A 22,360-nucleotide genomic window follows, 5' to 3' on the forward strand; every position below is an offset into this window, starting at 1 on the left:
GCCGCCGTGTCGGGGTTGCCGAGGCACGTCCGGGCCGGGAAGGTGGGCGGATGGGCGCCGCTGACGAGACCCGCGACGGGGTTCCGCTGACCAACCTGGACCAGCCGCTGTTCGACGCCGCCGGCGCGACCAAGCGCGATCTGGTCGACTACCTCGACGCGGTGCACGGCCGGATCCTGCCGGAGCTGCGGGACCGGCCGCTGTCGGTGCTGCGGGTCCGGCCCGGGCAGGAGCCGTTCATGCAGAAGAACCTGCCGAAGTACACGCCGGACTGGGTGCGCCGCACCGAGGTGTGGGCCGAGGCGTCGCACCGGCGCATCTCGTACGCCCTCTGCGACGACCGGCGGACGCTGCTCTGGTTCGCCAACCAGAGGGCGGTGGAATACCACGCCCCACTGGCCCACGCCGGGCAGGCCGAGCACCCGACCCACCTGGTGCTCGACCTGGACCCGCCGGAGGGCGACTCGTTCGGCGCGGCGGTGCGCGTCGCGCTGCTGGTGCGGCAGGCGCTCGCCGACGCCGGGCTGGCCGGCGCGGTCAAGACCAGCGGGGCGAAGGGCCTGCACGTGATCGTGCCGGTGGCGCCGGAAACCACGGCCGAGGAGGCCGCCGCCGCGACCCGGGCGCTCGCGGCCCGCGCCGAACGGCTCGACCCGGCGCTGGCCACCACCGCGTTCATCGTGGCCGACCGCGGGGGCCGGGTCTTCGTCGACTCCACCCGCGCGTACGGGGCGACGGTGGTGGCCGCGTACAGCCCTCGGATCCGGCCGGGCACGCCGGTGTCGTACCCGGTCGGCTGGGCGGACCTGGAGTCGGCGACCCCGGCCGACTTCACCGTGCGGACCGTGCCGGCGCTGCTCGGCGAGCGGGATCCGTGGGCGGAGGCGCTGCCCGCGCCGCAGGCGCTGCCGGCGGAGCTGGTCGACGAGGGGCGGGGCATCCCGGTGGCCCGGGTGCAGGCCATGCACGAGGGCAAGCGGCGGGCGAAGGCGCGGCGCGAGGCCGGCTGAACCGACGCGAAAGCCCGGGCGCGGCGGCCCGGGCTTCGACGTCTTCTGGTGCCCCCGGCAGGATTCGAACCTGCGCCCCCGCCTCCGGAGGGCGGTGCTCTATCCCCTGAGCTACGGGGGCTCAGCGACCCGAGAAGAGTAGCAAACCCCTTCCCGGATCACCGAATCGGTATCGCCGGGGAGTCGATCTTCACCGGTCAGGCGGCGGCGACGGCGCGACCGCAGCTGGGCAGCGGGTGCAGCGCGATGCGGCGGGGCAGTCGGCGGGGCCACTCGTTGCGTGGCCAGGAGCCGTCCACTATCAGGTGCACGGCGCGTTCCTCGGCGCCGCTGAGCCGCAGCACGAAGTCCCGGGGCAGGGGCGGGTCCACCGAGGGCGTGGTGACCATGAAGCGCACCCGCCCCCGGGAGGAGACCGCCGAGACCACGTCCGCGGCCGGCATGGTGCCGCGCAGGCGCACCCGGCCGATCCAGTAGACCTCCGCGGCGTGCTCCTGCGCGGCCCGCGTGATCGCCGGGTACTCGCTGCGCACCCACCGCTCGACCGCGCCCACGCAGAGGCCGCAGGCCCGCTCGCGCGGCTCGCGCGGCCCGAGACCCCAGGCCCGGAGGTACGCCCCGACGGTGCCGGCGTCCAGCGCCAGCGCGAACCGACGCTCGATGAGCGTGCTCAGGCTCTGCCGCGTCCAGAGTTCCTCGTCGATGCCGAACTCGTCCGGGTGGACGCCCCGCAGGACGTCGATCAGTTCCAGTTCCTGTTCGCGGCTGAGCGTTCCCGGCTCGCCCTGCCGCAGTCCGCGACGGACGGCTGCCACCGCTCCGTCACCGCCGATGGTGTGGCGTCGGCACCAGCTGGTCACCGACCGCCCTGCGTCTCTGAGTGCAACCCCCACGTCTTGGGCAACGAGCCCGAACCGTAACCGGTCACGATATGTATGGAGAAAACTCCCGAAGCAGTGCAATGGGTCGTTATCCCCAAAACGTTACAAACGGTCAAAGCGGACAAGCAGGACGTCAGAGCGTGCCGCCCAGGCGCTTCAGCGCCGCGTTCAGGTTGGTCAGGTCGTTCTGCTGGGTGTTCTTCATGACCTGGGCGACCGCCAGCACGTCGTCGTCGTGCCCCTCGGCCAGGATCCCGTCGATCATGTGCACCCCGCCGAGGTGGTGGCGGATCATCATCTGCAGGAACAGCACGTCGAACTCGCGACCGCTCGCCGTCCGCAGCTTCGCCATCTCCTCCGGGGTGGCCATGCCCGGCATCAGGCCGTCCTTCACCAGCCCGGCGCCGTCCGGCATCCACGCCATGGGCGCCTGCTCGCCGGTCGGGTCCAGCTTCCAGGAGCGCAGCCACGTCTGCATGGTGCCGATCTCGCCCTGCTGCCCGGTGGCGATGTCCACGCCGACCTGGCGCACCTCCGCGTCCTGCCCCTGGCGGAACGCCAGCAGCCCCATGGCGACCGCCTGGTTGTGGTGGGCGGTCATGTCCCGGGCGAAACCGGCCTCGGCCGACGTGTCGCCCGGGCGGGTGAGCGTCGGGGTGAGCAGGCCGCCGGCGTACCCGAGGAGCAGCCCGACCACGACGGCGGCGGCCACGACCAGCAGGCCGTAGCGGCGCGCCGCCGGCCGGCCGCCCTCGTCGGCGGCCGGCGCGTCGTCGCGCTCGCTGTCGGTGGTCACCGGAGCGGTCATCGCGGCGTCCTCACTGGGTGGGCTGCTCGGGCATGTTCGGCTGGACGTTGTCGCGCGGGGTGGTGCCGGTGGCGGTGATGCCCTGGTCGCAGAGCGCGTTCGGGCCCTCGATCGAGGCGTTCACCCGCAGCGTCTTGATGAACTCGTCGATCCGGCCGTCGTCGGCGTCGTCGACCTTGAGCTGGAAGCCCCAGGCCTGCAGCGAGATCGGCTTGTCCAGCCCCTCGTACGGGCTGAGCATCAGCTTCTCCTTGCCCTTCACCTTGCTCTCGAGCTTCGCCACCTGGTCGGCGGGCAGGTCGGGGCGGTAGGTGATCCAGACCGTGCCGTGCTCCAGGCTGTGCACCGCGTGCTCGTTGGCGATCGGGGCGGGGTAGACGTCACCCATGCAGTTCTGCCAGGCCTGGTTGTGCGGACCGGCGACCGGGGGGGAGACGTCGTACTTGATCGTGCCCGGCTGGTGGTTGCCGCCCTTGACCAGGTCCTTGTCCTTCTTGCGGAAGTCGACCATGCCGTTGATCGCGTCGGCCCGCTTCTGCCACGGCTGGGCGCCCTGGTAGACCGACCAGGCGCCGATGCCGATGATGGCGACGGCCAGCACGCCGACCGCGGCGAAGAGCGCAATCGGCCCCCACGAGCGCCCCTGGCTCACCTTCACCGGGGTCACCGGCTTGCGGCCCTTGCCCCCGGCGCCCGGCCGTGGCGCGCCCTTGCCGGCGGGCTTGCCCGCACCGGCCTTGGCGGCGGGCTTGTCGCCCGCCGCGGGCCGGCCGGCGGCCGGCTTCTTGCCGGTGCTGACCACGGTGGGACGGCGTTCCGGGCCGCCCGGGGTGCTGATGCTCATCGTGCCTCGTCAGGTCGGTCGGTCAGGGGAGCGCGGAGCCTGTTCACATGCTGGGTCGCCGCCGCGGTGCCCGAGTCTACCCCCGATAACATGGTTCGGTGACTCCCGCAGAACTCGCCGAGGTCGTCCTCGCCGCAGCCCACGCCGTCTTCGACGAGCGGGGTCTGGACCGCGCCGCGCTGCCCGCGCAGACCACCGTCGAGCGACCCCGTAACCCCGATCACGGCGACTACGCCTCCACGCTGGCGCTGCAGCTCAGCAAGAAGGTCGGGGTGCCCCCGCGGGAGCTGGCCGCCGCGCTGGCCGAGCAACTCGGCCGGGCGCCGGGGATCAAGTCGGTGGAGATCGCCGGCCCGGGCTTCCTGAACATCCGGCTCGACGCGGCCGCCGCCGGCCAGCTCGCCCGGTCGATCGTCGAGGCCGGCCCGGCGTACGGGCGCAGCGACACCCTGGCCGGCCAGCGGATCAACCTGGAGTTCGTCTCGGCGAACCCGACCGGCCCGGTGCACATCGGCGGCGTCCGCTGGGCGGCCGTCGGCGACGCGCTCAGCCGGCTGCTGCGGGCCACCGGGGCCGACGTGGGCACGGAATACTACTTCAACGACGCCGGGTCCCAGATCGACCGGTTCGCCCGCTCGCTGCTGGCCGCCGCCAAGGGCGAGCCGGCCCCGGAGGACGGCTACGGCGGGGCATACATCGCGGAGATCGCCGCCGAGGTCATCAAGAAGCGGCCCGACGTGCTGGACCTGTCGGACGACGCCGCCCAGGAGGTGTTCCGGGTCGAGGGCGTCCAGCTCATGTTCGCCGAGATCAGGTCCTCGCTGCGCGACTTCGGCGTCGAGTTCGACACCTACTTCAACGAGAAGGACCTGCACGACCGGGGCGAGCTGGAGCAGGCGCTGGCCCGGCTGCGCGAGCAGGGGCACGTCTTCGAGTCCGAGGGCGCGACCTGGCTGCGCACCACCGACTTCGGCGACGACAAGGACCGGGTGCTGCGCAAGTCCAACGGCGAGTGGACCTACTTCGCCGCCGACTGCGCCTACTACCTCGACAAGCGGGAGCGCGGCTTCGAGCGGGTCGTGATCATGCTGGGCGCCGACCACCACGGCTACATCGGCCGGATGAAGGCGATGGCCGCGTGCTTCGGCGACGACCCGGCGCGCAACCTGGAGATCCTCATCGGCCAGCTGGTCAACCTGGTCCGCGACGGCGCCCCGGTGCGGATGAGCAAGCGGGCCGGCACCGTGGTCACCCTGGAGGACCTGGTCGACGCGATCGGCGTGGACGCGTCCCGCTACGCGCTGGCCCGCTACTCCAGCGACTCGCCGATCGACATCGACGTCGAGCTGTGGACCCGGGCCACCCGCGACAACCCGGTCTACTACGTGCAATACGTCGCCGCCCGCACCGCGAGCGTCAACCGCAACGCCGCCGAGGTGGGGCTGACCCGGGGCGACGCCGCCGACTTCCACGCCGAGCTGCTCACTCACGAGAAGGAGAACGAGCTGCTCAAGGCGCTTGCCGCGTTCCCGTCCGTGGTGGCCGCCGCGGCCGAGCTGCGGGCCCCGCACCGGCTCTCCCACTACCTGGAGGACCTGGCGCAGGCCTACCACCGGTTCTACGACAACTGCCGGATCCTGCCGCGCGGCGACGAGGAGGTCACCGACCTGCACCGGGCCCGGCTCTGGCTCAACGACGCCACCCGGGTGGTCATCGCCAACGGCCTGCGCCTGCTCGGCGTGTCCGCGCCGGAGAGGATGTAACCGCAGATGCGCGCGCATGAGGCCGGTGCCCTGCACGGTGACATCGGCAACCGGGGGCCCGCCTGGCTGCGTACCCCGATCGACGTCAACTCCCTGGTGCCGCAACTGTGGCCGCGCCACGTGGCGCGCGGCCCGGCCGGCGCGCTGACCGCCGCCGGGCTGGACGTCCGCGACCTGGCCGCCGAGTTCGGCACCCCGGCGTACGTGCTGGACGAGGACGACCTGCGCGAACGCTGCCGCGAGTTCCGGGCCGCGTTCCCGGACGCGGACGTCTACTACGCCGGCAAGGCGTTCCTCTGTCGGGCCGTGGTCCGCATGATCGCCGAGGAGGGCATGTTCCTCGACGTCTGCACCGGCGGTGAGCTGGCCACCGCGCTGTCGGCCGGGATGCCGCCGGAACGGATCGGCTTCCACGGCAACAACAAGTCGGTGGCCGAGCTGACCAGGGCGGTGGACGCCGGGGTGGGGCGGATCATCGTCGACTCGTCCACCGAGATCGACCGGCTCAGCGCGCTGGCCCGGGAGCGGGGCGTCCGCCCCCGGGTGCTGTTGCGGGTCACCGTCGGCGTGGAGGCGCACACCCACGAGTTCATCGCCACCGCGCACGAGGACCAGAAGTTCGGCTTCTCGCTGGCCGGCGGCGCGGCCGCGGCGGCGGCGTTCCGGATCCTCGACGAGGACGTGCTGGAACTGCGCGGCCTGCACTCGCACATCGGTTCGCAGATCTTCGACGCCAGCGGCTTCGAGGTCTCCGCCCGTCGGGTGCTCGCACTCCAGGCGCAGATCCGTGACGCCCGCGGCGTGGAGCTGCCCGAGCTGGACCTGGGCGGCGGCTTCGGCATCGCGTACACCACGCAGGACGACCCGGCCTCGCCGCACGACCTGGCCAAGCGGCTCCGCAAGATCGTCGACGGGGAGTGCGCGGCGGAGAACCTCGCCGTGCCGCACCTCTCCGTCGAGCCCGGCCGGGCGATCGTCGGCCCGGCCGTGTTCACGCTCTACGAGGTGGGGACCGTCAAGGACCTGGACGGCCTGCGGACCTACGTGAGCGTCGACGGCGGGATGAGCGACAACATCCGCACCGCGCTCTACGACGCCTCCTACTCGGCGACCGTGGCCAACCGGACGTCGGCCGCCCCGCCGTTGCTCGCCCGGGTGGTGGGAAAGCACTGTGAGTCCGGGGACATCGTGGTGAAGGATGAATTCCTGCCCGCCGACGTGCAGCCCGGAGATCTTGTCGCGGTGCCCGGCACCGGGGCCTACTGCCGGAGCATGGCCAGCAACTACAACCATGTGCCGCGCCCCCCGGTCGTCGCCGTCCGTGACGGATCGGCCCGGGTGATCGTTCGCCGGGAGACGGAAGACGACCTGCTCGCATTGGATGTGGGATGACCTCACCGGTTCGCTTGGCACTTCTCGGCTGCGGCACGGTCGGCAGCGACGTCGTTCGCCTGCTGCACGAGCAGTCGGCCGACCTCGCCGCCCGGATCGGCGCGCCGCTGGAGATCGCCGGCATCGCCGTCCGCCGGCTCGGCCGCGACCGCGGCGACCTGCCGGTGGACGACAGCCTGTTCACCACCGACCCGCTGGGGCTGATCAAGCGGGACGACGTGGACGTGGTGGTCGAGGTGGTCGGCGGCATCGAGCCGGCCCGGGGCTGGCTGGTCGAGGCGCTGCGCGCCGGCAAGAGCGTGGTGACCGCCAACAAGGCGCTGCTCGCCGAGGACGGCGCCACGCTGCACGACGCGGCCGCCGAGGGCGGCGCCGACCTCTACTACGAGGCAAGCGTCGCCGGCGCCATCCCGCTGCTGCGCCCGCTGCGCGAGTCGCTGCACGGCGACCGGATCACCCGGGTCACCGGCATCGTGAACGGCACCACCAACTTCATCCTCTCCGCCATGGATGCGACCGGCGCCGGCTTCGCCGAGGCGCTGGAGGAGGCCACCGAGCTGGGATACGCCGAGGCCGACCCGACGGCCGACGTGGAGGGCTTCGACGCCGCCGCCAAGGCCGCCATCCTCGCCTCGCTGGCGTTCCACACCCGGGTCACCGCCGCCGACGTGCACCGAGAGGGCATCACCGAGGTGACCGCAGCGGACGTGGCCAGCGCCAAGGCGATGGGCTGCACGATCAAGCTGCTCTGCATCGCCGCCCGGGGCGTCGACGCCGCGGGCGGTGAGACCGTCAACGTCCGGGTGCATCCGGCGATGATCCCGCTGACCCACCCGCTCGCCCGGGTCGGCGACGCGTTCAACGCGGTCTTCGTCGAGGCCGACGCGGCCGGGCAGCTCATGTTCTACGGCCGCGGCGCCGGCGGCGCGCCCACCGCCAGCGCCGTGCTCGGCGACGTGGTCGCGGTGGCCCGCAACCGCATCGCCGGGGTGCGCCAGGCCAGCGAGTCGGCGTACGCGGACCTGTCGGTGCGGCCGATGGGGGAGGCGCTCACCCGCTACCACATCAGCCTCGACGTGGCCGACCGGCCGGGTGTGCTGGCGTCGGTGGCGGGGGTGTTCGCCCGGCACGAGGTCTCCATCGCCACCGTGCGGCAGGGACCCGCCGGCGGCGACGCCGAGCTGGTCATCGTCACCCACGTCGCGCCGGACGCCGCGCTCGCCGCCACCGTGCGGGAGCTGCGCGGGCTGGACACGGTCCGCTCGGTGACCAGCGTGCTACGGGTCGAGGGCGGGGCGTAACCCCACCGTCCCGCCTGATGGTTAAGGCAGGGTGTGGCGGTGGCCGGCGGGGCAGGCTGGGCCACGCTGGTGGCAGGCCCCGCGACCGGGGCGACGGAGGCGAGGAGCGGGACATGTGGCGAGGGCTGATCGAGGCGTACCGGGACCGGCTGCCGATCACCGACGCCACTCCCGTCGTGACCCTGCACGAGGGGAACACGCCACTGCTGCCGGCGCCGGTGCTCTCCGCCCGGGTCGGCGCCGACGTGTGGCTCAAGGTCGAGGGCGCGAACCCGACCGGCTCGTTCAAGGACCGGGGCATGACGGTCGCCGTCTCCAAGGCCGTCGAGGGCGGTGACAAGGCGATCATCTGCGCCTCCACCGGCAACACCAGCGCGTCGGCCGCCGCGTACGCGGCGCGCGCCGGGATCACCTGCGCCGTGCTGGTGCCACAGGGCAAGATCGCGTTGGGCAAACTGGCCCAGGCGCTCGTGCACGGCGCGAAGCTGCTCCAGGTGCAGGGCAACTTCGACGACTGTCTGGCGCTGGCCGGCAAGCTCGCCCAGGATTTCCCGGTCGCGCTGGTCAACTCCGTCAACATCTACCGGCTGCACGGGCAGAAGACGGCCGCCTTCGAGATCGTCGAGGCGCTCGGCGACGCGCCCGACATCCACTGCCTGCCGGTCGGCAACGCCGGCAACATCTCCGCCTACTGGATGGGCTACTCGGAGGACCTGCGCGACGGCAACGCCACGAAGGCACCCCGGATGTACGGCTTCCAGGCGGCCGGGGCGGCCCCGATCGTCACCGGCCAGATGGTGCCCGAGCCGTCGACCATCGCCACCGCCATCCGGATCGGCAACCCGGCGAGCTGGACCAAGGCCGTCGACGCGCGCGACGCCTCCGACGGGCTGATCTCCGCGGTCACCGACCGGGAGATCCTCTCCGCCTACCGGCTGCTGGCCCGCGAGGTCGGGGTCTTCGTCGAGCTGGGCAGCGCGGCGAGCGTGGCCGGCCTGCTCCAGCAGGCCGACGCCGGCCGGGTGCCGGCCGGGTCGCGGGTGGTGTGCACGGTCACCGGGCACGGCCTGAAGGACCCGGAGTGGGCCATCTCGACCGCCCCCGCGCCGCTGACCGTCGCCAACGACGCGATCGCCGCCGCGCGCGCCCTCGACCTGGCCTGAGGCGCACCCGCCCCGGGAACGGGCGACCCGAGCGGGTGCGGCAGACTCAGGGCAACCCCGCAGACCCCTCCTCAGGAGTGACCAACGCCCATGTCGTTGCTCGCCAGATTCAGTCTTGCCAACCGGGGCCTGATCGCCCTGATCGCGTTGGTGACCGCGGCGTTCGGCTTGTTCGCCGTGCCGTCGCTCAAGCAGCAGCTGCTGCCGTCGCTGGAATTCCCCGCCGCGTTCATCGTGGCGCCGTACCCGGGTGCCGCGCCGGAGATCGTCGAGTCCCAGGTCGCCGAGCCGATCGAGAACAGCCTCCAGGGCATCCCGGGGCTGGAGAAGGTCACCTCCACCTCCCGCGAGGGCGCGGCCACCGTCCAGGTGCAGTACGAGTTCGGCACCGACCTGGACGACGTGGTCAACAAGATGGAGACCGCGCTCAACCGGACCCAGCTCCCCGAGGGCGTCGACCCGCAGGTGATCGCCGGCAGCACTGACGACCTGCCGGCCGTGGTGGTCGCCGCGACCGGCGACGGCGACGAGCGGGCGTTGGCCGAGAAGCTGCGCGCCACCGTGGTGCCCGAGCTGGAAGGGCTGGACGGGGTCCGTTCGGTGGACGTCACCGGCGCCCGGGACCAGGTGGTGGCGATCACGCCGGACCCGGCGAAGCTGGCTGCCGCCCGGGTGGCGCCGACCGCGATCGCGCAGGCGTTGAAGACCAACGGGGTGGCGGTGCCGGCCGGCGCGCTGGCCGACGGCGACCGGTCGCTGCCGGTGCAGGTCGGCACCCCGATCCGCACCGTGGACGACCTGCGCGGCATCGTGCTCACCACCGCGCCCGCCACCCCGGTCCGCCTCGGTGACGTGGCCCGGGTGGAGCAGCAGCTCGCCCCGGCGACGTCGTTCACCCGCACCAACGGCAAGCCGAGCCTGGGTATCGCGGTCACCGCGAGCCCGGACGGCAACGCGGTCGGCATCTCGCACGACATCCGGGACCGGTTGGACGACCTGAAGGCCGCCTCCGGCGCCGAGCTGACCGTGGTCTTCGACCAGGCCCCGTTCGTCGAGCGGTCCATCGAGAGCCTCACCACCGAGGGCCTGCTCGGCCTGCTGATGGCGGTGGTGGTGATCCTGGTCTTCCTGCTCTCGGTGCGGTCCACGGTGGTCACCGCGGTCTCCATCCCGCTGTCGGTGCTGGTCGCGCTGATCGTGCTCTGGGCCGGCGACTACTCGCTCAACCTGCTCACGCTCGGCGCGTTGACCATCGCGGTCGGTCGGGTGGTCGACGACTCGATCGTGGTGCTGGAGAACATCAAACGGCACCTGGAGTACGGCGAACCGAAGCGGGAGGCGATCCTGACGGCGGTCCGCGAGGTGGCCGGCGCGGTGACCGCCTCCACCCTGACCACGGTCGCCGTGTTCGCGCCGATCGCCCTGGTGGGGGGCTTCGTGGGGCAGCTCTTCGCGCCGTTCGCGATCACCGTGACGGTGGCCCTGCTCGCCTCGCTGCTGGTGTCGCTGACCGTCATCCCGGTGCTCGCCTACTTGTTCCTCCGGCCGCGTCACCGCGCCGACGACGAGGCCGAGCGCCGGGCCGCCGAGGAGAAGGAGCTGCGCAGCCCGTTGCAGCGGGCGTACCTGCCGGTGATCGGGTTCGCCACCCGGTCGCGGAAGAGCCGGTGGGCCACCGTGGCGCTCGGCCTGGTGGTGCTGCTGGGCACGTTCGGCTTGGCGCAGAAGCTGGAGACGAACTTCCTGGACGACTCCGGCCAGGACACGCTGGCCGTCCGGCAGGAGATGCCGGCCGGTACCGGACTCGCCGGCACCGACCGGGCCGCCGCCCGCGTGGAGGAGGTGCTGAAGCGTACGTCGGGGGTGGAGACTTACCAGGTCAGCGCCGGCGGCGGGGACAACCCGTGGGCCGGCGGCGGCAGCGACGAAGCGTCCTGGTCACTGGCGCTCTCCGACGACACCGACGCCGCGACCGTGCGGGAGGCCCTGCGCAAGGAGTTCGACGCGCTGGGCCCGGAGGTCGGCGAGCTGACCTTCGGCGGAGGGCAGAACGCCTCCGCCAACCAGGTCGAGGTGGTGGTGCAGGCCGCCGATCAGGAGACGCTGACCCGGGCGGCGGAGGAGGTCCGGGCCGCGATGGCCGGCCTTTCCGGCGTCGAGGACGTCACGACCGGTCTGGCCACCCGGGTGCCCCGGGTGGAGGTGACCGTGGACCGGGTGGCCGCGGCCCGCGCGGGTCTCAGCGAGGCGGCCGTGGGGCAGCTCGTGGCGCAGGCGTACCGGGGGGCGCCGCTCGGCCAGGTCACGCTGGACGGCACCGCGCAGGACGTGGTGCTCAGCACCGGGGCCCGGCCGCCGGTGAACGTGGCCGAACTGCGGGCGCTGCGGGTGGGACCGGTGACGCTGGACGCGATCGCCGACGTCGACCAGGTCGACGGGCCGCAGCAGGTGACCCGGATCGACGGCGAGCGCAGCGTCTCGGTGACCGGCGCGGCCACCGGGTCGAACCTCGGCGCCACCACGCAGGAGTTGCAGAAGAAGCTGGACGCGCTGGAGGTGCCGGGCGCCACGTACGTCATCGGCGGGGTGAGCGCCGACCAGGCGGACGCGTTCGCGGACCTCGGCCTGGCCGTGCTGGCCGCCATCGCGATCGTCTTCCTGATCATGGTGGCCACGTTCCGCAGCCTGACCCAGGCGCTGATCCTGCTGATCTCGGTGCCGTTCGCGGCGACCGGGGCGATCGCGCTGCTGCTGGCCACCGGGACGCCGCTGGGCGTGCCGGCGCTGATCGGCGTGCTCATGCTGGTCGGCATCGTGGTGACCAACGCGATCGTGCTGCTCGACCTGATCAACCAGTACCGGGCGCAGGGCATGGGCGTCACCGAGGCCGTGGTCGAGGGCGGCCGGCGGCGGTTGCGGCCGATCCTGATGACCGCGGTGGCGACCGTGTTCGCGCTGCTGCCGATGGCGTTCGGGCTGACCGGCGAGGGCGGTTTCATCTCCAAGCCGCTGGCGATCGTGGTGATCGGCGGCCTGCTCAGCTCGACGCTGCTCACGCTGGTCCTGGTGCCGACGCTCTACACGATGGTGGAGCGCACCAAGGGCTCGCTGCGGGCCCGCCGGGACCGCCGTCGCGGCGGTGCCCCGGACCCGGTCGAGGAGGCCGCGGCGCCGGCCCCGGTCGAGACCCCGACGCCCGTGACCGTCGGCGGCGGGGAGGGGCCGGCCGAGCCGGTCGCGCCGCCGGCCCGCCCGTCCGGGGCGCTGATCGACGGTACGGACCAGTTCGAGGTGCTCCGCCTGCCGAAGAGTCGCCGTTCCCCCCTTCCCCCGACCGAGTGAAAGGAGGGGCCCCCGCTTAACGCCTTCTGTATAGGCGGGGGCCCCTCTTAACGCCTCCACCGCGCGCGGGGCACCTCCGAACCACGCCGGGCGGTACGCTCGGTGAGCTGGTGCCTACTTGGGGTGCGGGGGCGCGATGGCGGGCGGCGCGGGCAGGTGGGGTCGGCGCACGCTGCTGCGCCGGTCCGCACTGGTGCTCGGCGGCGCCGCGCTGGGTTCCGCGGCCACGGTGGAGAGCACGTGGGTGGCCGACCGCCGGCTCCCGTTGGCCGGCGGCCCGGCCAGCGCCACCCTCGGCAACCGTCGCCAGGACGTCGGCGGCGGCGGGGTGCAGGTGGTCTGGGGGGTGCGGGCCGGCGCTCCGCTGGTGGCGCTGACGTTCGACGACGGCCCCCGGCCACAGTGGACCCCGATGGTGCTGGACACCCTGGCCGAGCACCGGGTGCCGGCGACGTTCTTCCTGGTGGGTGAGCGGGCCCGCCGGCACGCCGCACTGGTGCGGGGCCGGATGGCCGGGCACGAGGTGGGCAACCACAGCTGGGCGCATCACGACCTCGCCCGGATGGACGCCGTCACCGTGCACGACGACCTGAGCCGCAGTCACGACGCGATCACCGCGGCCACCGGTTCCGCGCCCCGGCTGCTCCGCCCGCCCTGGGGCCACCTGGGCGGGGCGGTGCTGCACGCCGCGGCCCGGCTGGACTACCGGGTGGTGCTCTGGACGCTGCAGATGGTCGAGAGCGAGTTCCCGCACGATCCGGTGGGGCACGCCCGGCGGATCGTCGCCGACGTGCGTCCCGGCACCATCCTGCTCGGCCACGACGTCGGCGACGAGCGGCGGCTGGTGGCGCTGCGCGGCCTGCCCGACATGATCGCCGGGCTGCGGGCCCGCGGCTACACCTTCGTCACGGTCTCCGACCTGCTGCGTCGCGCTGCCGGCCCGGGAGCGGCCCGATAGGGTGCCGGCGTGTCACCCACCCTGTCGGTCCTCGTCCGCAACCGCGACTTCCGGAACCTGTTCCTCGCCGAGCTGGTGGTCTTCGGCGCCGACTGGTTCGTCATGGTGCCGCTGCTGGTGCTCCTGCCCGACCTGACCGGCAGCGGGGTGTGGGGCGCGCTGGTGCTGGCCGTGGACACCGGCACCACCGCGTTGCTGCTGCCGTACGCCGGCACCGTCGCCGACCGGTTCGACCGCCGCCGGGTCATGATGGCGGCCAACGTGGCCGCGCTCGTCGGCATCCTGCTGCTGCTCGGCGTCCGTTCCGGTCGGACGGCGTGGCTGGCGCTGGTGGCGATCGCGATCGTGGCGGTGGCGAAGGCGTTCTACTCGCCTGCCGCCCAGGCCGCGCTGCCCAATGTGGTCGAACCGGCAGACCTGGCGGCGGCCAACGCGGTCGCCGGCTCGGCCTGGGGCACGATGACAGTGGTCGGCGCCTCGCTCGGTGGCATCCTCAGCGCCGCGTCCGGGCCGTACGCCAGCTTCTGGGTGGCCGCCGCGGGCCTCGCCGGGGCGGCGGTCCTGGCCGCGCGGATCCGCCGGCCCCTGCAGGCGCCCCGGGACCCGGCGGCGACGGTGCCGCGCACGCTGGCGGCGATCCGGGAGGCGCTGGGTTACATCGCCCACCGGCCGCGCGTGCTGGCGCTGGTCACGGTGAAGTCGGCGGTCGGCCTGGGCAACGGCGTGCTGACCGTCTTCCCGCTGCTCGCTGCCGTGTACGGGGTCGGCCCCGCCGGGGCCGGCCTGCTCTTCGCGGCCCGGGGCGCCGGGGCGCTGGTCGGCCCGATCCTGATGCGTCGGGTGCTCAGCAACCGGGCCTGGCTGCTCACCGGCCTCGCGCTGTCCATGTCGATGTACGGCCTGGCCTACCTCGGCGCCTCGGCGGTGTCCTGGTTCCCGCTGGTGCTGGTCCTGGTCTTCCTGGCCCACCTTGGCGGCGGCAGCAACTGGGTGCTGTCCAACTACGCCCTGCAGGGTGAGGTGCCGGACCGGCTGCGCGGCCGGGTCTTCGCCACCGACATGATGTTGGCCACCCTCGCCATCGCGGTCAGCCAGCTGGTGGTGGCGCTGGTGGTGGACCGGGTGGACGAGCGCACCGTGCTGGCCGGCTGCGGCCTGGTCACCGTCGTCTACGCGGTCGGCTGGCGCTTCGCCACCCGAGGTCTCTCCCTGACCGACCCGGCCGAGGCGCCCGCCCCCGGACGGGCCGGCTGACCGGCCGGTCCCAGGCTCCGGGCGGGTCGGGTGCGTGGTCGTACCCAGGCCCTAGCATGAGCCCGTGCCGACGACTTTCGCCTCCGGTCCGGTGCGGGTCCGGGTGCCCGCGACCAGCGCCAACCTCGGTCCGGGCTTCGACGCGCTCGGGCTGGCCCTCGGCCGGCACGACGACGTCACCGCCGAGGTGACCGACGGTGGTGTGCGGGTGGTGGTGACCGGCGAGGGCGCGGGTGAGCTGCCCTCGGACGACCGGCACCTGGTGGTGACCGCCATGCGGGCCGCCTTCGACAGGCTCGGCGGCCAGCCCGCCGGTCTGGCGCTGGAGTGCGTCAACCGCATCCCGCAGGCCCGCGGGCTCGGCTCGTCCTCGGCGGCGATCGTGGCCGGGGTGCTGGCGGCGCGTGCGCTGGTGCCCGACGGCGAGGGGCGGATGGACGACGACGCGGCGCTGCGGCTGGCGGCGGAGCTGGAGGGGCATCCGGACAATGTGGCGCCCTGCCTGCTCGGCGGCTTCACGATCGCCTGGACGGAGCCGACCGGTGCCCGGGCGGTGTCGTTGCCGGTGGCGCCGGGCGTCCGTCCCACCGTCTTCGTGCCGGCCGAGCGCGGCCTGACCTCGGTGGCCCGGGCCGCGCTGCCGGCCACCGTGCCGCACGCCGACGCGGCGTCCAACGCCGGTCGGGCCGCTCTGCTGGTGCACGCGCTGACCGCCGACCCGGGTCTGCTGCTGCCCGCCACCGTCGACCGCCTGCACCAGGAGCAGCGGGCGCCGGGGATGCCGGGCACCGCGAAACTGGTCGCTGAGCTGCGTGAGGCCGGTGTGGCTGCCGTGGTCAGCGGGGCGGGGCCGACGGTGCTGGCCCTCTCCGACGTGCCGGCGCGGTTCGGGGCGGGAACAGATTGGCGCCGTTGGGAGTTGCCGACAGATGTCAGCGGGGCCCGGGTTTTCCGGGGTAGACTTTGACACGCCGAGCGGGACCCTGTTGCCGCAGGTCGGAAGAGTTGATTACGCTCTAGACCGAGCACAGCCGCGAAGCATGCGATCTTCCTGCGGTTCGGCGCACCCCCGAAGCTCTCGGCGGTCAGCCCGCCACCCCTGCCCAAGGCCTACGCCGCACCGCAGTTTCCACAGGTCGCCGCAGACGGCGAGACCTGCTCACCGATGTTGGTGAGTCGGGAAACCGCCCGGCTGCTGTGTTACAGACTCCCGCGACGCGTCCATGCGAGGCGGGTGCACCGAGGCCGCCCGGCCACCTGGTTCCACGACTCCGGGCAGCCCCGGCCTATCGAGGGAAGGAATCCATTGAGCGACACCACCGACGTGACGTCGGATGTTTCCAACGTCGCTGGCGATGCCACCACCGCCGCCCCCACGCGCCGTCGGCGTAGCGGCACCGGCCTGTCGGCGATGCTGCTGCCGGAGCTCCAGAGCCTGGCCGCGTCGCTCGGCATCTCTGGTACGGCTCGCATGCGTAAGGGCGAGCTGATCAGTGCGATCACCGAGCGGCAGGGCGGCGCCGCCGCCGGAACCCCTCGACCACGGGCCGAGGTCGCGGCCGCGGCCGCTCCCGCCCGTGAGGAGGTGCACGCCGAGGTCCGCGAGGAGCGGGCCGAGGGCGAGCGTCGCACCGCCGAGCCGGCGCCGGCCGCCGAGGTGACCGAGGGTCGTACCCGCGGACGCCGCACCCGGGCCACTGCCGCGACCGCGGAGACGCGGCCGGCCGAGACGCGCACCGAGGAGGCTCCCGCCGAGACCGGCGACCGGGCCGAGCGCGGTGGCGACCGGGCGGAGCGCACCGACGACCGGGGCCGTGAGCGGGTCGAGCGCGGCGGCGAGCGTGCCGACCGCGGTGACCGCAACGACCGGGGTGAGCGTGCCGAGCGCAACGACCGGGGTGAGCGTGCCGAGCGGGGCGACCGTAACGACCGGGGCGAGCGCGGTGAGCGCAACGACCGGGGCGAGCGCAACGACCGGGGCGAGCGTGCCGACCGGGGCGAGCGTGCCGAGCGGGGCGAGCGCAACGACCGGGGTGACCGGAACGAGCGCGGCGACCGTAACGACCGGGGCGACCGTAACGACCGGGGCGAGCGCGGTGAGCGCAACGACCGGGGCGAGCGTGCCGAGCGCGGTGACCGCAACGACCGGGGCGACCGCAACGACCGGGGTCCGCGCGCCGATCGGGACAACGACGACGACGACGAGGGCGGCGGCCGGCGGGGCCGGCGCAGCCGGTTCCGCGACCGTCGGCGCGGGCGCGGCGAGCGTGGCGAGGACGGCGGCGGTGGCGGCGGTGGCGGTGGCCGCGAGCCGCAGGTCGGCGAGGACGACGTGCTCGTCCCGGTCGCCGGCATCATCGACGTGCTCGACAACTACGCCTTCGTTCGGACCACCGGCTACCTGGCCGGTCCGAACGACGTGTACGTCTCGATGTCCCAGATCAAGAAGTACGGCCTGCGCCGCGGTGACGCCATCACCGGCGCGGTCCGGGCGGCCCGGGACGGCGAGCAGCGGCGCGACAAGTACAACCCGCTGGTCCGGCTGGACACCATCAACGGCATGGAGCCGGAGGAGGCGCGGCGTCGGCCGGAGTTCTACAAGCTCACCCCGCTCTACCCGCAGGAGCGGCTGCGGCTGGAGACCGAGCCGCACATCCTGACCACCCGGGTGATCGACCTGGTGATGCCGATCGGCAAGGGCCAGCGGGCCCTGATCGTGTCGCCGCCGAAGGCCGGTAAGACGATGGTGCTGCAGGCGATCGCGAACGCGATCACCCGCAACAACCCGGAGTGCCACCTGATGGTGGTGCTGGTCGACGAGCGGCCGGAAGAGGTCACCGACATGCAGCGGTCGGTGAAGGGCGAGGTCATCGCGGCCACGTTCGACCGTCCGCCGCAGGACCACACCACGATCGCCGAGCTGGCGATCGAGCGGGCGAAGCGTCTGGTCGAGCTGGGCCACGACGTGGTCGTGCTGCTCGACTCGGTGACCCGGCTCGGCCGGTCGTACAACCTGGCGGCGCCGGCCTCGGGCCGGATCATGTCGGGTGGTATCGACTCCACCGCGCTCTACCCGCCGAAGCGCTTCCTCGGCGCCGCCCGCAACATCGAGAACGGCGGCTCGCTGACCATCCTCGCCACCGCGCTGGTGGAGACCGGTTCGATGGCGGACACGGTCATCTTCGAGGAGTTCAAGGGCACCGGCAACGCCGAGCTGAAGCTGGACCGGAAGATCGCCGACAAGCGGGTCTTCCCGGCGATCGACATCAACCCCTCCGGTACGCGCAAGGAGGAGGTCCTGTTCGCGCCGGAGGAGCTGGCGATCATCCACAAGCTCCGCAAGGTGCTGCACTCGCTGGACTCGCAGGCGGCGCTCGACCTCCTGCTGGACCGGCTCAAGCAGTCCCGTACGAACATCGAGTTCCTGATGCAGATCGCGAAGTCCACCCCGGGCGAGTGACCTGACGGATCCGACGACGAGGGGCACGGCCGGCGGCCGTGCCCCTCGTTCGTGTCCGGGGGTCCGCAGCGGATGAAGTTTTTCTACAGTTCAGTCGCAGGGTATTGAAACTTCTGTTCATTCTCGGGTTGACTGGCGTCCATGCGAACCCGCAGTCGATCCGCCCGTCTGGCCGGCGTCCTTCTGCTCACGCCGCTGCTCACCCTCGCGGCTCCGGTGCCACCCGCCGCCGCCGCACCCGCGCCCGCCGCCGCGCCGCCCGCCGCCGCGCCGCCCGCCGCCGCGCCGCCCGCCGCCGCGCCGGCCGGTGTCGAGCCGGCCGGCGGCCTGGAGACCGCGAAGACCACCCGTCCGGTCGCGCCCGGCCTGGACCTGACCTCCTTCGACAGGTACGACGCCGCCGGCTGGCTGCGGGCCGACGCGCTCACCGCCGACCTCTCCGGCGGGCTGACCGTCGACTACGTCAACTCCGGGGCGGTCACCCGGGACGAGCCGCTGCGGGCCACGGTGGACCGGTCCCGGGCCGTGGCGGCGGTCAACGGCGACTTCTTCGACATCAACAACTCCGGTGCCGCGCAGGGCGTCGGCATCCGCTCCGGCGAGCTGGTGCAGTCGCCGGTCGCCGGGCACCCCAACGCGGTCGGGATCGACGCCCGGGGCATCGGCCGGGTCGTCGAGGTCGGCTTCGAGGGCACCGCCGCGCTGCCCGCCGGGCCGGTGTCGCTGACCCAGTTCAACAACATGGTGCAGCGCGACGGCGTCGGTGTGTTCACCGCGATGTGGGGGTCGTACCCCCGGCAGCGGGCGGTGGAGGGCGCCGCCCGGGTGGTCGAGGTGACGCTGACCGGTGGCCGGGTGGCCGGGGTGTCCACCACGGCGGGGGAGGGGCCGATCCCGGCCGGCAGCACGGTGCTGCTCGGCCGCGACGCCGGCGCGGACGGGCTCGCCGCGCTGCGTCCCGGCGACCGCGTCGACGTGTCCTGGCGCCCGCGCGCGTCCGACGGTGGCGACCTGCGCGCGGCGGTCGGCGGCGGCAACGTGCTGGTCCGGGGCGGGGTGGCGCAGAGCATCGCCGACCAGTCGCTGGCCCCACGTACCTCGGTCGGGTTCTCCGCCGACGGCCGCAAGATGATCATGTTGACGGTGGACGGCCGGCAGGTCGACAGCCGGGGCGTCACCCAGACCGAGATGGGTCGGATGATGGTCGAGCTGGGTGCGGCGAACGCGCTCAACCTCGACGGCGGCGGATCCTCCACGCTGCTGGCCCGCGAGCCGGGCGCCGCGGCGGTCCAGGTGGAGAACAGCCCCTCCGACGGCAGCGAACGACCGGTGCCGAACGGGCTGGCGGTCTACGCGCCGAAGGGCAGCGGCCGGCTTGCCGGCTTCTGGCTGGAGACCGCGAGTGACCCGACCGCCGCGCCGGGCGTGGCCCCGGTGCGCGGCGGCCGGCCGGCCCGGGTCTTCCCCGGCCTCACCCGGCGGCTCACCGCCGCGGGCTACGACGAGACGTACGGACCGGCGGCGGGCGCCCCCCGGTGGCGTGCCACGCACGGGCGGGTGGACGGCGACGGGGTGTTCCGGGCCGGCAGCCCCGGCCCGAGCACCGTCACCGCCGCGCGGGGGCGGGCCCGCGGCACCCTCGACCTGACCGTGCTCGGCCCGCTGGAGCGGGTCGACGCCACCGTCGACCGGGTCGGCCTCGACCGGGCCGGCGACACCGACCTGTTCGGCGTGGTCGGCTACGACGCCGAGGGGAACACCGCGCCGATCGAACCGGCCGACCTGAGGCTGGAGTACGACCACGACCTGCTCTCCGTCACGCCCACCGCCGACGGCAACCTGGCCGTCACGGCGCTCGCCGGTGCGGGCTCCGCGCTGGTCACCGCCCGGGTCGGCACGCGCACCACGGTGCTGCCGGTGACCGTCGGGCTGACCGACGTGCCGGTGGCCGGCTTCGACGACGCCGCGTCCTGGCGGTTCAGCCAGGCCCGGGCCGCCGGCTCGGTCGCCCCGGCCGACGGGCACACCGGCACCGGCCTGCGGATGTCGTACGACTTCGGCCAGTCCACCGGCACCCGGGCCGCGTACGCCGATCCGCCGGCCTGGATCGACGTCCCCGGCCAGCCGCAGGCGTTCGGCATGTGGATCAAGGCGAACGGCACCGGCGAGTGGCCGAGCCTGCACCTGCACGACGCGCAGGACACCCAGTTCGTACTCCGTGGCCCGTACCTGGACTGGACCGGCTGGAAGTATGTGGAGTTCGCCGTCCCGCCCGGCGTGCAGTACCCGGTGCGGGTGCGCCGGTTCTACGTGGCCGAGACCGACCCGGCGAAGCAGTACCGCAGCGAGGTGGTCGTCGACGACCTGGTGGCCCGGGTGCCGCCGGACGTACAGGCGCCCCCGGAGCCGAACCGTACCGACCGGGTGGTGCTGCGCGACGGCACCGTGGACGGCGCGCCCTGGCGCTTCGCGGTGCTCTCCGACGCCCAGTTCGTCGCCGCCGACCCGGACAGCGAGCTGGTCGCCCAGGCCCGCCGTACGCTGCGCGAGGTCCGCGCCGCCCGGCCGGACTTCCTGATCATCGACGGCGACTTCGTGGACACCGCCTACCCGGCCGACTTCGCGCTGGCCAAGCGGATCCTGGACGAGGAACTGGGCGGCCAGGTGCCCTACTACTACGTGCCGGGCAACCACGAGATCATGGGCGCGCCGATCGACAACTTCCGGAGCGTCTTCGGGGACACCTCCCGCGTCTTCGACCACCGGGGCACCCGCTTCGTCACCCTGTCCACGGCCACCGGTTCCCTGCGCGGGGGCGGATTCGACCAGGTGGAGCTGCTGCGCCGGACGCTGGACGAGGCCGCCGTCGACCGGTCGGTCGGCTCGGTCGCGGTGCTCTTCCACCACCCGCCGCGCGACCCCAGCCCGGCCAAGGCCAGCCAGCTCGGTGACCGCAAGGAGGCGGCCCTGGTCGAGCAGTGGCTGGCCGACTTCCAGCACCGCACCGGCAAGGGCGCGCTGACGGTCAACGGGCACGTGGGCACGTTCCACGCCGACCGGGTGGACGGCGTCCCGTACGTGGTCAACGGCAACGCGGGCAAGGACCCGTCCACCCCGGCCGGGCAGGGCGGGTTCACCGGCTGGACCGAGTTCGGGGTCGACCCGGTGACGCCGCGGGAGGCGGAGCGGGCCCGCCGCGACCCGCTGCGCGAGGGGCCGGAGTGGGTCGACGCGGAGATCCACGCCCACGTCGACCGGCTGGCGCTGAGCGCGCCGGCGGAGGTGCGCCTCGGCGCACCGGCCGCCGTGGCGGCCACGCTCACCCAGCCCGGCGGCCGGCAGGTGCCGGTGGCCGCGCCGGTCAGCGCCGACTGGGCCGGCTCGCCCAACCTGCACATCGGTGACGCGTCCGGGGTACGCCCGTGGCACGTGGCCCGTTTCGACCCGGCGACCGGCCGGCTCACCGCGCTGCGCCCGGGCGGCCGGGTGCTGCTCACGGTCACCGTCAACGGCGTCCGCGCCGAGACGACGGTGACCACCACCGCGGCGGCGCAGGCCCGCGCCGCCGCGTGATTCCCGGCGAGGGCTCCTCAACCTGGGGGAGGAGCCCTCGCCGGAGAATCTGTCGATCATGAAGTTGGCGGGCGACAAAACGGGCAGAAGTTCCGGTCAGCTTCATGATCGACGGGGTTGGGGGAGTGGTGGGGCGGGGGATGGGAATGCGGGAGGGGCAGGGTACGTTACGGCTGGCGGACCTGCTGTGCCGGCCGGCCGAAGCCCATGGCACACTGGTCAATCGGCCACCGGTTCCGGTTCACGTCCGAGCTCGTCGCGACGACGGGCAGCACCGAGGGCGACCCGGCGACCACCCACGAAAGGACCGAGGCGACATGAAGCCCAACATCCACCCGGAGTACGCGACCACCGAGGTCCGCTGCTCCTGCGGCAACACGTTCACGACCCGCAGCACCGCCAAGGGCGGCGCCATCAGCGTCGAGACCTGCAGCGCCTGCCACCCGTTCTACACCGGTAAGCAGCGCGTGCTGGACACCGCCGGTCGGGTCGCGAAGTTCCAGCAGAAGTACGCCAAGGTTCAGGCCAAGAAGGCCAAGTAGCTCCGTCGACGACGCCCGTGTCCGGCTCCGTGCCGGACACGGGCGTTCGTCCGTCTACGCCGGTTTCAT

Annotated in this window: 15 protein-coding genes and 1 tRNA gene; 12 read left to right on the plus strand and 4 right to left on the minus strand. The window is 73.5% G+C overall.

All coding sequences use genetic code 11. From position 1 onward, the window contains the following. Window positions 1–50: 50 nt before the first annotated feature. A complete protein-coding gene (gene ligD / locus O7598_RS04665) occupies window positions 51–1,010 on the plus strand; it encodes a non-homologous end-joining DNA ligase (protein WP_442929799.1) in 960 nt (319 codons plus the stop codon). A 46-nt stretch (window positions 1,011–1,056) separates the two neighbouring features. Here the strand turns inward: ligD and O7598_RS04670 are convergent. The 4 genes from O7598_RS04670 to O7598_RS04685 all read right to left on the minus strand — a co-directional run bounded on the left by O7598_RS04670 (window position 1,057) and on the right by O7598_RS04685 (window position 3,543). After that, window positions 1,057–1,131: transfer RNA gene (locus O7598_RS04670), tRNA-Arg, on the minus strand. A gap of 76 nt (window positions 1,132–1,207) precedes the next feature. Continuing rightward, entirely contained in the window at window positions 1,208–1,903 is a 696-nt protein-coding gene (locus O7598_RS04675; RefSeq protein ID WP_269690166.1) for a winged helix-turn-helix domain-containing protein, read from the minus strand. A 121-nt stretch (window positions 1,904–2,024) separates the two neighbouring features. Beyond that, window positions 2,025–2,699 carry a DUF305 domain-containing protein gene (locus tag O7598_RS04680; protein ID WP_269690167.1) on the minus strand — a complete coding sequence of 225 codons (675 nt, stop codon included), beginning with the start codon at window positions 2,697–2,699 and terminating at the stop codon, window positions 2,025–2,027. A 10-nt stretch (window positions 2,700–2,709) separates the two neighbouring features. Beyond that, on the minus strand, window positions 2,710–3,543 hold the full coding sequence (locus tag O7598_RS04685; protein WP_269690168.1) for a DUF3105 domain-containing protein: 834 nt from the start codon (window positions 3,541–3,543) through the stop codon (window positions 2,710–2,712). A 98-nt stretch (window positions 3,544–3,641) separates the two neighbouring features. Here O7598_RS04685 and argS point away from each other — a divergent pair, with 98 nt between their 5' ends. From argS to rpmE, 11 genes are all read left to right on the plus strand, one after another. Beyond that, window positions 3,642–5,306: an arginine--tRNA ligase gene (gene argS / locus O7598_RS04690; RefSeq protein ID WP_269690169.1), complete on the plus strand. Its 1,665-nt coding sequence runs from the start codon at window positions 3,642–3,644 to the stop codon at window positions 5,304–5,306. A gap of 6 nt (window positions 5,307–5,312) precedes the next feature. After that, window positions 5,313–6,698, plus strand: coding sequence for a diaminopimelate decarboxylase (lysA, locus tag O7598_RS04695; protein WP_269690170.1), 1,386 nt, complete (start codon window positions 5,313–5,315; stop codon window positions 6,696–6,698). Further along, window positions 6,695–7,999 (plus strand): homoserine dehydrogenase, encoded by a 1,305-nt coding sequence (locus O7598_RS04700; RefSeq protein WP_269690171.1) that lies wholly within the window; start codon window positions 6,695–6,697, stop codon window positions 7,997–7,999. Before lysA ends, O7598_RS04700 begins: the two co-directional genes overlap by 4 nt. 113 nt (window positions 8,000–8,112) lie before the next feature. After that, a complete protein-coding gene (thrC, locus tag O7598_RS04705; RefSeq protein ID WP_269690172.1) occupies window positions 8,113–9,162 on the plus strand; it encodes a threonine synthase in 1,050 nt (349 codons plus the stop codon). Window positions 9,163–9,252: 90 nt separating this feature from the next. After that, entirely contained in the window at window positions 9,253–12,504 is a 3,252-nt protein-coding gene (locus O7598_RS04710; RefSeq protein ID WP_269690173.1) for an efflux RND transporter permease subunit, read from the plus strand. Between the two features lie 136 nt (window positions 12,505–12,640). Then, window positions 12,641–13,462, plus strand: coding sequence for a polysaccharide deacetylase family protein (locus O7598_RS04715; protein WP_269690174.1), 822 nt, complete (start codon window positions 12,641–12,643; stop codon window positions 13,460–13,462). 9 nt (window positions 13,463–13,471) lie between these two features. Continuing rightward, window positions 13,472–14,716 (plus strand): MFS transporter, encoded by a 1,245-nt coding sequence (locus O7598_RS04720; RefSeq protein ID WP_269690175.1) that lies wholly within the window; start codon window positions 13,472–13,474, stop codon window positions 14,714–14,716. A gap of 64 nt (window positions 14,717–14,780) precedes the next feature. Beyond that, window positions 14,781–15,683: a homoserine kinase gene (thrB, locus tag O7598_RS04725; RefSeq protein ID WP_269690176.1), complete on the plus strand. Its 903-nt coding sequence runs from the start codon at window positions 14,781–14,783 to the stop codon at window positions 15,681–15,683. A gap of 339 nt (window positions 15,684–16,022) precedes the next feature. Then, on the plus strand, window positions 16,023–18,176 hold the full coding sequence (gene rho / locus O7598_RS04730) for a transcription termination factor Rho (protein ID WP_269690177.1): 2,154 nt from the start codon (window positions 16,023–16,025) through the stop codon (window positions 18,174–18,176). A gap of 141 nt (window positions 18,177–18,317) precedes the next feature. Continuing rightward, window positions 18,318–21,749 (plus strand): phosphodiester glycosidase family protein, encoded by a 3,432-nt coding sequence (locus O7598_RS04735; protein WP_269690178.1) that lies wholly within the window; start codon window positions 18,318–18,320, stop codon window positions 21,747–21,749. A gap of 317 nt (window positions 21,750–22,066) precedes the next feature. After that, entirely contained in the window at window positions 22,067–22,291 is a 225-nt protein-coding gene (gene rpmE / locus O7598_RS04740) for a 50S ribosomal protein L31 (protein ID WP_073828674.1), read from the plus strand. Window positions 22,292–22,360: the final 69 nt, after the last annotated feature.

It is taken from the genome of Micromonospora sp. WMMC241, from assembly GCF_027460165.1.
Classification (GTDB): domain Bacteria; phylum Actinomycetota; class Actinomycetes; order Mycobacteriales; family Micromonosporaceae; genus Micromonospora; species Micromonospora humi.

What these genes read in the sequence shown, in the direction of transcription:
- O7598_RS04680 (WP_269690167.1), bottom strand. Translation starts at nt 2,699, where the DNA reads ATGACCGCTCCGGTGACCACCGACAGCGAGCGCGACGACGCGCCGGCC.
- lysA (WP_269690170.1), top strand. Translation starts at nt 5,313, where the DNA reads ATGCGCGCGCATGAGGCCGGTGCCCTGCACGGTGACATCGGCAACCGG.
- O7598_RS04715 (WP_269690174.1), top strand. Translation starts at nt 12,641, where the DNA reads ATGGCGGGCGGCGCGGGCAGGTGGGGTCGGCGCACGCTGCTGCGCCGG.
- thrC (WP_269690172.1), top strand. Translation starts at nt 8,113, where the DNA reads ATGTGGCGAGGGCTGATCGAGGCGTACCGGGACCGGCTGCCGATCACC.
- rpmE (WP_073828674.1), top strand. Translation starts at nt 22,067, where the DNA reads ATGAAGCCCAACATCCACCCGGAGTACGCGACCACCGAGGTCCGCTGC.
- O7598_RS04710 (WP_269690173.1), top strand. Translation starts at nt 9,253, where the DNA reads ATGTCGTTGCTCGCCAGATTCAGTCTTGCCAACCGGGGCCTGATCGCC.
- ligD (WP_442929799.1), top strand. Translation starts at nt 51, where the DNA reads ATGGGCGCCGCTGACGAGACCCGCGACGGGGTTCCGCTGACCAACCTG.
- O7598_RS04700 (WP_269690171.1), top strand. Translation starts at nt 6,695, where the DNA reads ATGACCTCACCGGTTCGCTTGGCACTTCTCGGCTGCGGCACGGTCGGC.
- O7598_RS04735 (WP_269690178.1), top strand. Translation starts at nt 18,318, where the DNA reads ATGCGAACCCGCAGTCGATCCGCCCGTCTGGCCGGCGTCCTTCTGCTC.
- O7598_RS04685 (WP_269690168.1), bottom strand. Translation starts at nt 3,543, where the DNA reads ATGAGCATCAGCACCCCGGGCGGCCCGGAACGCCGTCCCACCGTGGTC.